The organism is Myroides odoratimimus (genome assembly GCF_038039805.1).
Lineage (GTDB): Bacteria > Bacteroidota > Bacteroidia > Flavobacteriales > Flavobacteriaceae > Flavobacterium > Flavobacterium odoratimimum_B.
In genome coordinates this window covers 72,973-87,974 of sequence record NZ_JBBPHK010000002.1, presented here as the reverse complement: position 1 = coordinate 87,974, position 15,002 = coordinate 72,973, and the positions used below count along the sequence as shown (strand labels likewise).

Annotated in this window: 13 protein-coding genes; 4 read left to right on the top strand and 9 right to left on the bottom strand. The window is 32.9% G+C overall.

Going from position 1 to position 15,002, the window contains the following annotated elements; genetic code table 11:
- Positions 1-31: 31 nt before the first annotated feature.
- Together uvrB and AABL85_RS02265 are read left to right on the top strand one after the other, a co-directional pair.
- Positions 32-2,017: an excinuclease ABC subunit UvrB gene (gene uvrB, locus AABL85_RS02270; RefSeq protein ID WP_341309012.1), complete on the top strand. Its 1,986-nt coding sequence runs from the start codon at positions 32-34 to the stop codon at positions 2,015-2,017.
- A 32-nt stretch (positions 2,018-2,049) separates the two neighbouring features.
- A complete protein-coding gene (locus tag AABL85_RS02265; RefSeq protein ID WP_341309011.1) occupies positions 2,050-2,481 on the top strand; it encodes a DUF1456 family protein in 432 nt (143 codons plus the stop codon).
- A gap of 58 nt (positions 2,482-2,539) precedes the next feature.
- Here the strand turns inward: AABL85_RS02265 and sucC are convergent, their stop codons facing one another.
- The 3 genes from sucC to AABL85_RS02250 all read right to left on the bottom strand — a co-directional run bounded on the left by sucC (position 2,540) and on the right by AABL85_RS02250 (position 6,864).
- On the bottom strand, positions 2,540-3,733 hold the full coding sequence (gene sucC / locus AABL85_RS02260; protein WP_006259161.1) for an ADP-forming succinate--CoA ligase subunit beta: 1,194 nt from the start codon (positions 3,731-3,733) through the stop codon (positions 2,540-2,542).
- A 143-nt stretch (positions 3,734-3,876) separates the two neighbouring features.
- The gene (locus tag AABL85_RS02255; protein WP_006263406.1) at positions 3,877-4,497 is read right to left on the bottom strand and encodes an L-threonylcarbamoyladenylate synthase; all 621 of its coding nucleotides are present in this window, start codon (positions 4,495-4,497) and stop codon (positions 3,877-3,879) included.
- A 30-nt stretch (positions 4,498-4,527) separates the two neighbouring features.
- Complete coding sequence (locus AABL85_RS02250) at positions 4,528-6,864, bottom strand: ATP-dependent helicase (protein ID WP_341309010.1); 2,337 nt, start codon at positions 6,862-6,864, stop codon at positions 4,528-4,530.
- Positions 6,865-6,982: 118 nt separating this feature from the next.
- Here AABL85_RS02250 and AABL85_RS02245 point away from each other — a divergent pair, with 118 nt between their 5' ends.
- Complete coding sequence (locus AABL85_RS02245; RefSeq protein ID WP_341309009.1) at positions 6,983-7,519, top strand: hypothetical protein; 537 nt, start codon at positions 6,983-6,985, stop codon at positions 7,517-7,519.
- Positions 7,520-7,525: 6 nt separating this feature from the next.
- Complete coding sequence (locus AABL85_RS02240; protein WP_341309008.1) at positions 7,526-8,308, top strand: DUF4197 domain-containing protein; 783 nt, start codon at positions 7,526-7,528, stop codon at positions 8,306-8,308.
- A gap of 241 nt (positions 8,309-8,549) precedes the next feature.
- Here the strand turns inward: AABL85_RS02240 and AABL85_RS02235 are convergent, their stop codons facing one another.
- The 6 genes from AABL85_RS02235 to AABL85_RS02210 all read right to left on the bottom strand — a co-directional run bounded on the left by AABL85_RS02235 (position 8,550) and on the right by AABL85_RS02210 (position 14,974).
- Positions 8,550-9,350 carry a helical backbone metal receptor gene (locus AABL85_RS02235; RefSeq protein ID WP_341309007.1) on the bottom strand — a complete coding sequence of 267 codons (801 nt, stop codon included), beginning with the start codon at positions 9,348-9,350 and terminating at the stop codon, positions 8,550-8,552.
- Positions 9,347-10,168, bottom strand: a complete 822-nt coding sequence (gene pyrF, locus AABL85_RS02230; RefSeq protein WP_341309006.1) for an orotidine-5'-phosphate decarboxylase — start codon at positions 10,166-10,168, stop codon at positions 9,347-9,349. The genes AABL85_RS02235 and pyrF overlap by 4 nt, the downstream gene beginning before the upstream one ends.
- 74 nt (positions 10,169-10,242) lie before the next feature.
- Positions 10,243-11,316, bottom strand: coding sequence for a peptide chain release factor 1 (prfA, locus tag AABL85_RS02225; RefSeq protein WP_341309005.1), 1,074 nt, complete (start codon positions 11,314-11,316; stop codon positions 10,243-10,245).
- 95 nt (positions 11,317-11,411) lie between these two features.
- Positions 11,412-12,020, bottom strand: coding sequence for a YceI family protein (locus AABL85_RS02220; RefSeq protein ID WP_341309004.1), 609 nt, complete (start codon positions 12,018-12,020; stop codon positions 11,412-11,414).
- A 133-nt stretch (positions 12,021-12,153) separates the two neighbouring features.
- The gene (locus AABL85_RS02215) at positions 12,154-13,350 is read right to left on the bottom strand and encodes an aspartyl protease family protein (RefSeq protein WP_341309003.1); all 1,197 of its coding nucleotides are present in this window, start codon (positions 13,348-13,350) and stop codon (positions 12,154-12,156) included.
- A 151-nt stretch (positions 13,351-13,501) separates the two neighbouring features.
- Complete coding sequence (locus tag AABL85_RS02210; protein ID WP_341309002.1) at positions 13,502-14,974, bottom strand: aminoacyl-histidine dipeptidase; 1,473 nt, start codon at positions 14,972-14,974, stop codon at positions 13,502-13,504.
- Positions 14,975-15,002 lie beyond the last annotated feature (28 nt).

Sequence of the window (15,002 nt, the reverse complement as noted above, 5' to 3'; positions counted from 1 at the left end):
TAAGTAACTTTGTATACTTATTAAATCGACTATGAAATTCAAATTAAATTCAGAATATAAACCAACTGGAGATCAACCAGAAGCAATAAAAAAACTTGTTGAAGGAATCAATACAGAGGAAAAATATCAAACATTAGTTGGTGTTACAGGTTCTGGAAAAACATTTACAGTTGCTAATGTTATTAATGAGGTAAATAAACCTACTTTAATACTTGCACACAACAAGACATTAGCAGCACAATTATATACTGAGTTCAAAAGTTTTTTCCCTAATAACTCTGTAGAATACTTTGTCTCATATTATGACTACTATCAACCCGAAGCATTCTTACCCGTAACAGGTACCTATATAGAAAAAGACCTCTCTATTAATGAAGAACTAGAAAAAATGCGATTAAGCACTACCTCTGCCCTGCTTTCAGGCAGAAGAGATATTATTGTAGTAGCATCTGTTTCTTGTTTATATGGTATAGGAAATCCTATTGAGTTTCAAAAGAATGTAATTTCTCTTGAATTAGATCAACAAATAAGTAGAACTAAGCTATTACATCGATTAGTTCAAAGTTTATACGCTAGAACTGAAGCAGAGTTTACTCCAGGAACATTTAGAATCAAAGGAGATACAGTAGAAATATTTCCTAGTTATGCAGACAATCCCTTTAGAATACATTTCTTTGGAGATGAAATTGAAGATATAGAGGTATTCAATCCTTCAACTTCTACTGTAATAGAAAAATATACCAACCTTAATATTTACCCAGCTAATATGTTTGTAACATCACCAGATGTATTACAAAAAGCTATATGGGAAATACAACAAGACCTAGTCAAACAAATTGACTATTTTAAAGAAATAGGGAAGCATCTAGAAGCCAAACGATTAGAAGAACGCACAAACTTTGATTTAGAAATGATCAGAGAACTCGGCTATTGCTCTGGTATTGAAAACTATTCAAGATATTTAGATGGTAGAGAACAAGGAACACGCCCATTCTGCTTACTAGATTACTTTCCTGATGATTACCTAATGGTCATAGACGAGAGTCACGTAACTGTATCACAAGTACATGCTATGTATGGAGGTGACCGGTCACGTAAAGAAAATCTAGTAGAATACGGCTTTAGACTACCTGCCGCATTAGACAATAGACCACTCAAATTTGAAGAGTTTGAAGCAATGCAAAATCAAGTGGTATACGTATCTGCAACTCCAGCTGATTATGAGTTACAAAAATCCGAAGGAATTTATGTAGAACAACTAATCCGCCCTACCGGACTACTAGATCCTATAATTGAAATTAGACCCACAGAGAATCAAATAGATAATTTAATCGAAGAAATTCATTCTAGAGTAGAAAAAGACGAAAGAATATTAGTTACTACATTAACGAAAAGAATGGCTGAAGAATTAGCTAAATATTTCACTCGTGTAGGAATCCGATGTAGATATATTCACTCTGACGTTGATACCTTAGAACGTGTAGAAATCATGCAAGACTTGCGAAAAGGACTATTCGATGTATTAATTGGAGTGAACTTACTAAGAGAAGGGCTAGACTTACCAGAGGTATCTCTGGTTGCCATTTTAGATGCTGACAAGGAAGGTTTTCTTAGAAGTCATAGATCATTAACACAAACCGTAGGAAGAGCTGCTAGAAACGTAAATGGTAAAGCTATTATGTACGCAGATAAAATTACAGATAGTATGCAGAAGACTATAGATGAAACAAACTATAGAAGAGAAAAACAGATGAATTTCAATAAGAAACACAATATTACTCCTACAGCAATTAATAAAAAAATATCTAGCGAATTAGTCAAAGCCTCATATGAAGACATCCAAAAGGAGACCATTCTTCAAGCTGCAGAAGAAACTCTTAAATACAAATCCAAAGCTGATATAGAAAAAATAGTAAGGGAAAAAAGAAAAGAAATGGAAAAAGCTGCTAAAGACTTAGATTTTATAAATGCTGCTCGTTTAAGAGATGAAATAAAAGCTTTAAAAGATAATCTCTAGATAATTTAACTACCTTTGCAAAAACAGACAGAATGAATAATAACGACATATTAAAGAAACTGAGAGTCGCTTTACAATTACGCGACGATCAAATAGTAGAGATTTTAGAATTAGTAGATTTTAGAATTTCAAAAGGTGAAATAGGTAACTTTTTTAGAAACGCAGAGCATCCAAAATATGTAGAATGTGGTGACCAGATTCTAAGAAACTTTCTAAACGGTTTAGTAATTCACCTAAGAGGTACAAAAGAAGCTCCTAAAAACCCACTAGAAGTACTCGCTTCTAACAAATCTGAAGTAAAGCCATTCAAGCAACAGACTAAAGAAAAGAAAAGCGAACCAACTTCAAAAAGAGAAGGAACTGCAAGTAAAAAAGTAGATTTTAAAAAGAAAACTACTTCTAATAAAAAAGCTACTCCTAAATCGCCCTTAGCAGGAATCAAATTCAAAAATGGTAAAAAATAAAAACACAAAAAAAGGCTAGCTCAAATGAGCTAGCCTTTTTAATATTCTATTATCTAAATTATGATAAAGCTACTTTTACTTGATCTGCAGCTTCCTGGAAAGCAATAGCAGATAAAATAGGCATACCTGATTGATCAATAATTTCTTTTGCTAATTCAGCATTAGTTCCTTGTAAACGAACGATGATTGGCACTTTAATATCGTCACCCATATTTTTGTATGCATCAACAACACCTTGAGCAACACGGTCACAACGAACGATACCTCCGAAGATATTGATTAAAATAGCTTTTACGTTAGGATCTTTTAAGATAATACGGAAAGCAATTTCAACACGTTTAGCATCAGCAGTTCCTCCCACGTCTAAGAAGTTAGCAGGTTCGAAACCAGCATACTTAATTAAATCCATAGTAGCCATTGCTAATCCAGCACCGTTAACCATACACCCTACAGTACCATCTAAATCTACATAGTTTAATCCTGCTTCTTTAGCTTCTACTTCGATAGGTCTTTCTTCAGTAACGTCTCTGTACTCAGCATAAGTTTTTTGTCTGTATAATGCATTATCATCTAAAGTAACTTTAGCGTCAACAGCTAAAATTTTATCATCAGAAGTTTTTAATACAGGGTTAATTTCGAACATTGAAGAATCACTTCCAATGTATGCTCTATATAAAGCATCTACGAACTTAACCATTTCTTTGAAAGCATTTCCAGATAATCCTAAGTTAAAAGCGATTCTTCTAGCTTGGAATCCTTGTAATCCAACTGCTGGATCAATTTCTTCTTTAAAGATTAAGTGTGGAGTTTTCTCAGCAACTTCTTCGATATCCATACCTCCCTCAGTAGAATACATAATCATGTTACGTCCTTTAGCTCTATCAAGTAATACAGACATATAAAACTCGTTAGTTTCACTTTCTCCAGGATAGTAAACATCCTCTGCTACTAAAACACGGTTAACTCTTTTTCCTTCTGGTGGAGTTTGTGGAGTAATTAAATCCATACCGATAATTTTACCAGCGATTTCTTTTACTTCGTCTAAGTTTTTAGCCAACTTAACTCCTCCTCCTTTACCTCTTCCTCCTGCATGGATCTGAGCTTTAATTACATACCAACTTGTACCAGTTTCTTCTGTAAGTTGTTTTGCTTTTTCAACTGCTTCTTCTGCGTTGTTAGCTACTAATCCACGTTGTACTCTTACACCGTAGCTAGCTAATATTTCTTTACCTTGAAATTCATGTAAATTCATAGTGTGATACGTTTAGCTTTTAATATAAACAGTTACAAAAATAACAATTCAGTTTGAAAAACCCTAATTTAATTAAGCTTATATAGTTTGTAACTGTAAATTAACCTTGTTTATTAATTCGTTTTTATACTTATTTGATTCTTTTAGAAGATATCAGTATCTCCCTTACCTGCTCTTATAATTTCAGGTTCTTCTCCTGACAAGTCAATTACTGTTGATGCTTCATTATTTCCATAACCTCCATCAATGACAATATCAACTATGTTTTGCCATTTTTCAAATATCAATTCTGGGTCAGTAGTATACTCCAATATTTCATCTTCGTCATATATTGAAGTCGAAACGATTGGATTACCTAACTTTCTCACTATTTCTCGAGCGATATTATTATCTGGTACACGAATCCCTACTGTTTTCTTCTTTTTAAACTCTTTAGGCAATTCATTATTCCCTGGAAGAATAAAAGTGTAAGGACCTGGTAATGCTTTCTTCAGTATTTTAAATGTAGAAGTATCTATCTGCTTTACATAGTTAGAAATATTACTTAAATCATAGCAAACAAAAGAAAAGTTAGCCTTATCTAGTTTTATTCCTTTAATCTTAGCAATTCTTTCTAGTGCCTTAGAATTAGATATATCACATCCTAACCCATATACAGTATCTGTAGGATAGATGACTAGCCCCCCCTCTCTTAGTACCTTGACCACTTTATCTATTTCCTTTTCATTAGGATTCTCTGGATAAATCTTTATAAACTGTGACATACTTATAGTTTTTATACTCTATACAATTTACTATAAAACTTGAAGCTTAGCAAATCTTAACAACAGTTTTTTTATTCCTCCAACATCAAATCTAATCTCTGCTTTCTTATCCGCTCCTACACCTTCAAGGTTAATAATAACTCCCTTTCCAAATCGTTCATGCATCACTGTTTGACCGACTTCTAAAAGCTGATTGCCATTTGTCAATGTAGTTACCTTAGTAACTGAAGCATCAACAGGCTTCAACTTTCTTATATTCCTATTCTCTTTTGGTTCTTCACCATCTGTTACATAAGCTGGTGGAGTACCCGCAATAGGCTTCTTCAATCTCAATTTACTCTTATCTACGTCACCAAATATATCAGCATTAATAGTTGGTTTATATCTATAATTTGTTTCTACAGGAGTCAAATACTCTAAGTATTCATCCTTAATCTCCTCTATAAATCGAGAAGGATCACTATCTACTAATTTACCCCATCTATATCTTGATTGAGCATAAGTTAAATAAGCTTGATGTTCTGCTCGCGTTAAAGCCACATAAAACAATCTTCTTTCCTCCTCTAACTCACTTCTAGTATTCATACTCATCGCACTTGGAAACAAATCTTCTTCCATTCCTACACAGAATACGGTTGGAAATTCCAGTCCTTTGGCCAAGTGAATTGTCATCAACGCTACCCTATCATCATCACCTGTATCTTTATCCAAATCTGTAGCTAAAGCTACATCTTCCATAAACTCACTTAAAGCACCTCTAGCTCCATCCACCTCACGTTGTCCTTCGATAAAGTCCTTAATACCATTTAGTAGCTCTTCGATATTCTCCATACGTGTAATCCCTTCTGGAGTTGTATCCTTGCGCATCTCCTGGACAAGTCCTGTTTTCTTAACAATATGTTCTGTCAGTTGATAAGCGTCCATTGTCTCCTCCAAAGCCTGAAAAGCTTTAATCATATTGCTAAAATCACTCAATTTATTACGCGTACCTGCAGTAATTTTTAAATCTATTTTATCAATATGTTCAACCACTTCAAATATAGAACGTTTATAGTGATTAGCTGCAATTGTTAACTTATCTAAAGTAGTATTACCTATACCTCGCGCAGGATAATTAATCACACGCACTAACGCTTCCTCATCTTTGGGATTAATAACCAATCTTAAGTAACTCAAGACATCTTTAATCTCTTTTCTTTGGTAGAACGATAGACCACCATAAATACGATAAGGTATATCTTTTTTACGCAAAGCATCTTCCATTGCACGAGATTGCGCATTAGTTCTATACAGGATAGCAAAGTCACTATTATTCTTTTGATTTTGCATCTTCTCTTCAAAAATAGTAGATGCTACAAAACGACCTTCTTCTCCATCTGTTAGAGATCTATGTACTTTTATCTTTGGACCAAAATCATTAGCAGTCCATACTACCTTTTCTAATTTTACTTTATTATTGTCAATAACCGAGTTAGCGGCTTCTACAATATTTCGAGACGAACGATAATTCTGTTCTAATCGATAAGTTTGTACACCTTCATAATCTTTCTGGAAGTTTAAAATATTATTAATATTCGCTCCCCTAAAAGCATAGATACTTTGAGCATCATCCCCCACTACACAAATATTCTGAAAGCGATCTGATAAAGCACGAACAATAAGATATTGTGAATGATTTGTATCCTGATACTCATCTACTAGAATATACTTGAATCTATTTTGATATTTAGAAAGTACATCAGGAAAACGAGTCAATAACTCATTTGTCTTTAACAATAAATCATCGAAATCCATCGCCCCTGATTTAAAACAACGCTCTACATAATTATTATAAATTTCTCCTATACGAGGTCTCTTACTCATCGCATCAGCTTCTTGTAGTTCAGGATTGTTATAGTAAGCTTTTACAGTTACTAAGCTATTTTTATACGAAGAAATTCTGCTTAATATTTCTTTTGGCTTATAGATATCTTTATCTAATTGCATTTCTTTTATAATCTGACCTATAAGACGTTGACTATCTTGGGAATCATAAATAGTAAAGTTGCTAGGATAACCTAACTTATCTGCCTCTGCTCTAAGTATCTTAGCAAACACAGAGTGGAACGTTCCCATCCATAGATTCTTAGCCTCAGAACTCCCAACAATTTGAGCAATCCTTACTTTCATTTCACGAGCTGCCTTATTGGTAAACGTCAACGCTAGAATATTAAAAGCATCAACTCCTTGATGCATTAAATAAGCAATACGTAAAGTTAACACTCTCGTTTTCCCTGACCCTGCTCCAGCGATTACTATCATTGGTCCATCCTTCTGAAGCACAGGCGCTCTTTGAGCCTCATTTAACTGATCTATATAATTTTGCATATCTGATTTACTCGAAAACGTCAAAATTACAATTACTATACCTTTATAACAAGTTTTTTGCAATCATAAAAATTATCTCAACAAACATAATATTCCCTATTTTTGCTAAAAAATCGCAATGAGTACAGAATTTATCTTACAACTATTGAGCTACACCGTACCTGCTTTAATTTCAGCAGCCCTAGCCTATCTATTCTTTAACCGTATTTTAGAAAAACAAACAAAAAAAGATCTATTCTTATTAGATAAGTTAAAAACTCAAAACACAATCGACCTTCAAGCATTAAAACTACAAGCCACTGAACGTTTTATAATACTAATTGAACGAATTGATTTAAAAAAATTAGTGTTAAGAATAGTACCTACTACCGAAGATAAAACATTATATCAAATCAATTTAATTAACCATATAGAACAAGAGTTTGATTATAATGTAGCTCAACAAATCTATATTAGTGAAGAACTTTGGCAAATTATAGTTCAATCGAAGAATAGCATTATAGAATTAATACATCAAATAAGTAATAATCCTAACATCCTAGATGCTAACCAACTTAGACAAGACTTGATTTCAAAAAATATACTAATTGAAGAAAAACTAGAAATTGTAAGAAAAGCAATAAAACTAGAAGTAAACGCAATAACAGATAAATAAAACACTATGAAAAAGACAATGATTGCTGCTGTATTAACTATTAGTACACTAGCCTATTCCCCTATCATCAATGCACAAAACACCAAAAAAAATAATTTAATCAATTCTCTTACACAGGATAAAGTTGCCAAAGGCTTAAAAGAAGCTCTTGATAAAGGGATTGCAGATCAAGTCAGTAAATTATCTCAACCTGATGGTTTCTTGAAAAATGAGTTAGTTAAAATTGTAATGCCAGAAGAATTTCAAAAAGTAGATAAAGCCTTGAGAAGAATGGGGATGGACAAATTAGCAGACCAAGGATTAACATTAATAAATAGAGCAGCAGAAAGTGCTGTTAAAGAAGCTACACCTATTTTTGTAGATGCAGTAAAGAATATGACGTTTACAGATGCTAAAGATATTCTGATTGGAGGCAAATCAGCTGCCACTGATTACTTAAAAAAAAGCACTTCTAAAAGTCTGTATACTAAATTCTGTCCAGTCATTAATAGCTCTCTATCATCAGTAGGTGCTGATGTAATCTGGGAAAAAATGACTACTACCTATAACGCACTTCCACTAGTATCGCCTGTTACAACAGATCTAACAGACTATATTACCAATCAAACTATGGATGGAGTATTTAAAATGATCGCAGTTGAAGAGAATAATATTAGAGAGAACATCACAGGATCTAGAGATTCTAACTTATTAAAAGAAGTATTCGCAATTCAAGATAATCTAACAAACTCAACTAAAAAAAACACATCAAGCAATTCTATCGAGAAACTTTTTAAAAATAAAAGATAATTAGCCCATTAAAATAAATTATATTTATATTTTTAAACAAAAAACTAAATATAACATTATTATAACATTCAATTAACTGATCTTTCTAAAAAAAATTTTGATATTTGTATAATCAATAATGATTGATTTCATAATAGTTAGGGTTAGTTAATAAAAAGCCGAGTAAGAAATTACTCGGCTTTTTCTTTCTGTACCTTTGATCTTAATCTTTTTGACTAATTTTCATCACGTTACCCAGATATTATTCGATTCGTTTATGAATTTGCTTGAAGTATTCAAATGCATTAAACAAATGTGTTCCATGCCAAGAGAACATTTCCCCATCTACAAACACAGTTTTCCCGTGATGTGTGTGTCTTCCTAATTCAAACGCATGTTCTTCCTTAAATGGATAAGGCTCTGATGATAAGAATACCAATTCTGGATCTCCTTGTATTCTAATTTTTCTTATCTCTACTTCAGGATAACGCTCTTCACGATTAGCATACACATTTGTAAATTTATTCAAAGTCAAAAGGGTATTGATAAACGTATTATTACCTGCCACCATATAAGGTTCTCTCCAGATAAAATAAGCTGCTTTTTGTGCTTCTCTAGTACTTACAAAAGACATAAAATCCTTTATAGCAAAATCAATCTTATCGTTCCATTTCTTTGCTTCCGTACGTTTGTTAAATAATATACCGAAATCCTCTATCATTTGCTTATTATCTTCTAATGTAATAACATCAGTAACCCAAACAGGACAAATATCTTTTAGACTTTCTACAATCTCTAACGTATTTTCTTCTTTATTGGCAATAATAATATCAGGATTAAGCGCTTTAATCTTTTCTACGTGTACCTTTTTAGTTCCACCTACTTTTATTTTGACAACACCTAAATGATAAGGATGTACACAGAATTTAGTTATTCCTTTAATCTCATCTTCAAGTCCTAAATCACATAACGTTTCAGTTTGTGAAGGCACTAATGAAATAATTCTCTTTGGTGCTTGTTCAAAGCGATGCTCTTGCCCTATTTGATCTTTTAATACAATCATACCAGTTTATTTAATATCTCCTCCATTTCTTGTTGAATGGCTTTAGCTTCCAATCCCGCTTTTGCTGCGAAATCTTCTTCCTTAGATGCAAAGATAATACCTCTTGATGAATTGATTAACAATCCTACATTTTTACTTAAGCCATATTTACATACATCTTGTAGATTTCCCCCTTGAGCTCCTACTCCCGGAACTAATAAAAAGCTTTCCGGAACTATTTTTCTAATCTCTTCAAAATACTCTGCTTTGGTAGCCCCTACTACATACATTAAATTCTCAGCATTTTTATACGTTTGAGAAGTTTCTAGCACTTCTTGATACAAAGGTTTTCCATTTACTTCTTTTGTTTGAAAATCAAATGCTCCTTGATTAGAAGTCAATGCTAAGAGAATAGTATGCTTATTTTCAAAAGCAAGAAATGGCTCTACAGAATCTTTTCCCATATAGGGAGCAACAGTTACACTGTCAAATAACATATCTTCAAAAAAAGCTTTAGCATACATCGAAGCTGTATTACCAATATCCCCTCGTTTTGCATCTGCTATTGTGTATACTTCAGGATAATTAGTATTTAAGTATTCTATTGTCTTCTTTAGAGATATCCAGCCTTTTATACCATAAGCTTCATAGAACGCAATATTTGGTTTATACGCTACTGCATATTGATGAGTAGCATCAATAATTGCTTTATTAAAGCTAAAGATAGGATCTTCTTCTTTTAATAAAAAACTTGGAATCTTATCTAAATCAACATCTAAGCCAACGCATAAAAATGATTTCTTTTGCTTGATTTGTTCAATTAATTGTTGTGTAGTCATGTTTAGTAGTTATAGTTTAAAAAAAACCACACTATACAGAAGCAAGTGTGGTTTATCATATTTATAAAAGACGATTAAAAAACGTCTCCCTCTTTTAATTTCTCAGTATTACTTACCAATTGTAATTCATCAATAACTTTTTGTAAGTTACCATTCATTACTCCATCTAGATCATATAATGTCAATCCTATACGGTGATCAGTAACACGTCCTTGTGGGTAGTTATACGTTCTAATCTTAGCCGATCTATCTCCACTACTCACCTGAGAGTTACGCTTTTTAGCATCCTCCTCTTGTTTCTTTGCTAACTCCATTTCATAAAGACGAGAACGCAATACAGATAAAGCTTTATCTTTATTCTTATGTTGAGATTTCTCATCCTGACATTGAGCTACAAGTCCTGTAGGAATGTGAGTCATACGAACAGCAGACTTAGTTGTATTTACAGACTGCCCTCCAGGTCCTGACGAACAGAATAAGTCAATACGTACATCATTCATATCGATATGCACATCAAACTCCTCTGCCTCTGGTAATACCATTACAGTAGCTGCTGATGTATGTACACGTCCTTGAGTTTCCGTTTGAGGAACACGTTGTACACGGTGTACTCCAGCCTCAAATTTCAATGTCCCATATACATCTTCTCCTGTCACTTCAAAAATAACCTCTTTATAACCACCAGAAGTACCTTCATTAACGTCTACTACAGATGTTCTCCACCCTCTTGACTCACAGTATTTAGTGTACATTCTAAATAAATCTCCTGCGAAAATACTTGCCTCATCTCCTCCTGTACCAGCACGCACCTCTACCATTACGTTCTTAGCATCCTCTGGATCTTTAGGTATTAATAAGAATTTTATTTCTTCTTCTAATTCAGGTAAACGACCTTTTGCTTCATCTAACTGCATTTTAGCCATCTCCACCATTTCAGCATCACTTCCATCAGCTAATATTTCATTAGCCTCTTCCATATTACCTTTAAGATTTATATACTCAGCTCGCTTTTCAACTAACTGTTTTAAATCTTTGTACTCTTTATTTAATTGTACGTAACGTTTTTGATCAGCTATCACATCTGGCTGAATAATTAAGTCAGAAACTTCGTCAAAACGTTGCTTAATAATTTGTAGTCTATCTAACATATCCTAAAATAGATAATTTATTTGGTTTGCAAAGGTACAAAAAAAGAGGAATATTTTACTATACCCCTCTTCAATTACATTACAAAAGTAACTATTTATTTTTTAATCTCAGCAGAAATCTCTACGTCAGACCAAGTTTTTCCTTCGTGTAAATCTTTACAAGCTGCATGTAAACTATCGAAAGCAGACTGAGCTGTAAAATCAGCGATAATATCTATTGAACCATTTAATTTAAGAGCATCTCCATCTACTGTGTAAGCAAATTCTTTCTCTTTAGAAATTCCATTCATAGTTAAATTAACTAAAACTTTTCCATCTTTAAACTCTCCAAAGAATCCATTGATATTCCCTACCATTTTGGCAAAAAACTCTCCTTTTAGTTTTTCATCTCTACCTGCATCATTCGTACTTACAGTAGAGGTAACCACTACGAAGTTAGCTCCTTTCAATGCTTCTTCTAAGGTAGCTGCTTCAGCTTTAACCTCGTTTAATTTTATATCTGTAAACGTTCCTTTAACCCCTACTTTGTTAGGTGTTTTAAAAGCAGTCCATTCTAGTGTATACGTTAATTCTTTAGCCACTGGTGCTTCTACTTGATCCGCTGTAGTTTCAGTTGTTTGATCTACTGTATTTGTTTCTTTTTTTTCTCCACAAGAAATTGCGAAAGCTCCTACTAAAGCTAATGCTAAAAGCGATTTTTTCATAATAATGAGTTTTATTTGATAGCGTCTAAAGTACTAATTTCATTACACTTTATTCTTAATTAAACATTAATTTTTTTAATTAGAACTTCTATCTCTATCTACTGACTTAAAAAACAATTATGTCCGATAGCATCTAAAGTATTCTTGTTAATGAGATATTAGCTGTCTTTACTTTGCCTTTTTCATCACTATACTTAATACTAACTTTTTTATTTTCTTTTTTAAGTATTTCTTGATAGTCTGTGAAATCATTATAGCTTATTCCATTTATCGATAAAATTCTATATCCCTCTCTTAATCCTTTTTTATATGCATCTGTACCTTCTATTACATTTGCAATAATAATTTCAGTACGGTCATTATTATACCTTAAGGATAATGGATTCACTAATGGTTCAAAATCTTTAGTATACAAATGATTAGGCTTAATATAAATCGCCTTTTCTTTATAATCAAGGATTAAATCAAATCTATGAATTATTTCACTCCCCATAATTCCAACTATTCCCACATCTGCACTCACCCCCGAAGTATCAGATGAAAGAGAAATAGCCATATCACTTTTTTCTATAGTATAATTTCCTAACTGAATATTCTTAATAATCCCTTTTTCGTAGTAAGTCTTATTGCTTAAATTATTACCTGCATACGTAATCTTTTTATCTAGCTTTTCGTATAGCTTATGCTCTTCCTTATAAGGTCTATTCACGATAAGTGTTACTCCTGCTCCACTATCAAAAAGAACATCTCCTTGAAACTTCTCTCCATTTGTAAGTTCAAGAGTGATTGGTAACTTAGCAAGATTAGATCCATAGAATTCAATAGGCAGCTTTTGATACCCTGTATAATCTAGAGGAGTTCCAAATTTATACAAACTTATAGTTTGAGTACCAAAATCTATTTTAGTTAAATACTTTCCTAAAATTGTCGATCCGATAATACCATCAAATTTTTTCTCATATAGTTCTGTCAATCTAGAAAAGTCATCTAATACTATAGATATACTATCCATAACGGTATTCTGATCCAACTTTAATTTATAGCCAGTCATCATATCATAACGCTTCTTTCCTCCTGCTCCACTTACATTAATAGAACTATTGATCACAAACCCTTTCTTATGAGCAACATCTGAATCTATCATTGTAATTCCTGCGCCTGTATCAAAGAAAAAAAGCAAACTATCCTTTTGATTCTCCAATGGCAATTTTAAAAATATAGACGTTTTATCTTTTGATAGTATAAAGGGTAGTTTAACTTCTTGCCCAAAAAGATTTATCCCACATAAGATGATAACTAGAATAAATAATTGTTTAAATATCGCTTTCATTGTTAATTATAATATTAAAACACAAAGCTAATTAAAAACTTAACATTTTTTACGTAAACAAATATATAAATTAACCTATATAATAAATTTAAGGCACAAAAAAAGAGGCTTCTTAATAAAGCCTCTTCTATTTTAAATAAGTTTTTCTTATTTATTTTTTCTCAGGAATCTGAGTTAATATTTCCAACAAGAACTTCCAGAACTTCTGTACAGAGACAATATTAGCGCGCTCTACAGGAGAGTGTGCTCCGCGAATAGTTGGACCAAAAGAAATCATATCCATATCAGGATAATTCGTTCCTAAGATACCGCACTCTAGTCCTGCATGACATGCTACTACATTTGGTTTTTCACCTACTTGTTTTTCATAGATATCTACTAATACATCTAGTATTTCAGACTCAGAGTTAGGTGTCCATCCTGGATAAGATCCAGAGAATTCTACTTCACACCCCATTAATTCAAATGCTGAACGTAGGCTATTCGCTACATCAAACTTAGATGATTCAACAGAAGAACGTGTTAAACATTTCACTACTAGTTTACCTTCTCCTAAATCTACTTTAGCGATATTATTAGAAGCCTCTACTAAATCGTCAAAGTCTGGACTCATACGGAATACACCATTATGAGCAGTATACATAGATCTTACGAAAAAATACTGAGCCATAGAAGGCATCACTTTCTTAGGTGTATCAGCTGTATCTAGCTTTTCGAATATTACTTCAAAATCAGAATCTACAGTATGTAATTCTGCTTTAATTTCATCTACGATAGACGTCATATCAAATACGAATGCCTCATCAAAAGTACTAGCTATAATTACCTCAGCCACACTCTCTCTAGGAATAGCATTTCTTAAGCTTCCTCCTTTGATTTTAGATATCTGTAACCCAAAGTTATCAAAAGCATCAAATAACAATCTATTCATGATTTTATTTGCATTTCCTAACCCCTTGTGGATATCCATACCAGAGTGCCCTCCTTTTAATCCTTTTACAGTGATTCTGTATCCTATAGATCCTTCAGGTGTATCCTCTTCATCGTACTCAGCAGATGCAGTTACATCTACACCACCAGCACATCCTATATCTATCTCATCGTCCTCTTCTGTATCTAAGTTTAAAAGAATCTCTCCTTCTAACATTCCTCCTTGAAGACCTTTAGCACCCGTCATTCCTGTTTCTTCATCTATAGTAAATAAAGCTTCAATAGCTGGATGTGGAATTTCGTTACTTTCTAAGATAGCCATGATAGCAGCTACACCTAGACCATTATCTGCACCTAAAGTAGTACCTCTAGCTCTTACCCATCCATCTTCCACATACATGTCGATTCCCTGAGTATCGAAGTCAAATACAGTATCGTTATTCTTTTGGTGAACCATATCTAAGTGAGATTGCATTACAACCACTTTTCTGTTCTCCAATCCTTTAGTAGCAGGTTTTTTAATAATAACATTACCTACCTCATCTTTTATCGTTTCTAGACCTAAAGACTTTCCAAAGTTCATCATGAACTCAATCACACGCTCTTCCTTCTTAGATGGACGAGGTACTGCATTTAGATCTGCGAACTTGTTCCATAAGTTCTTAGGTTCTAACCCTCTAACTTCTTGACTCATATTTTAATCTCTTTAATTATTCAAAATA

Excerpts from the sequence above, each read along its gene's own strand:
- uvrB (WP_341309012.1), top strand. The coding sequence starts at position 32 with ATGAAATTCAAATTAAATTCAGAATATAAACCAACTGGAGATCAACCA.
- AABL85_RS02265 (WP_341309011.1), top strand. The coding sequence starts at position 2,050 with ATGAATAATAACGACATATTAAAGAAACTGAGAGTCGCTTTACAATTA.
- sucC (WP_006259161.1), bottom strand. The coding sequence starts at position 3,733 with ATGAATTTACATGAATTTCAAGGTAAAGAAATATTAGCTAGCTACGGT.
- AABL85_RS02255 (WP_006263406.1), bottom strand. The coding sequence starts at position 4,497 with ATGTCACAGTTTATAAAGATTTATCCAGAGAATCCTAATGAAAAGGAA.
- AABL85_RS02250 (WP_341309010.1), bottom strand. The coding sequence starts at position 6,864 with ATGCAAAATTATATAGATCAGTTAAATGAGGCTCAAAGAGCGCCTGTG.
- AABL85_RS02245 (WP_341309009.1), top strand. The coding sequence starts at position 6,983 with ATGAGTACAGAATTTATCTTACAACTATTGAGCTACACCGTACCTGCT.
- AABL85_RS02240 (WP_341309008.1), top strand. The coding sequence starts at position 7,526 with ATGAAAAAGACAATGATTGCTGCTGTATTAACTATTAGTACACTAGCC.
- AABL85_RS02235 (WP_341309007.1), bottom strand. The coding sequence starts at position 9,350 with ATGATTGTATTAAAAGATCAAATAGGGCAAGAGCATCGCTTTGAACAA.
- pyrF (WP_341309006.1), bottom strand. The coding sequence starts at position 10,168 with ATGACTACACAACAATTAATTGAACAAATCAAGCAAAAGAAATCATTT.
- prfA (WP_341309005.1), bottom strand. The coding sequence starts at position 11,316 with ATGTTAGATAGACTACAAATTATTAAGCAACGTTTTGACGAAGTTTCT.
- AABL85_RS02220 (WP_341309004.1), bottom strand. The coding sequence starts at position 12,020 with ATGAAAAAATCGCTTTTAGCATTAGCTTTAGTAGGAGCTTTCGCAATT.
- AABL85_RS02215 (WP_341309003.1), bottom strand. The coding sequence starts at position 13,350 with ATGAAAGCGATATTTAAACAATTATTTATTCTAGTTATCATCTTATGT.
- AABL85_RS02210 (WP_341309002.1), bottom strand. The coding sequence starts at position 14,974 with ATGAGTCAAGAAGTTAGAGGGTTAGAACCTAAGAACTTATGGAACAAG.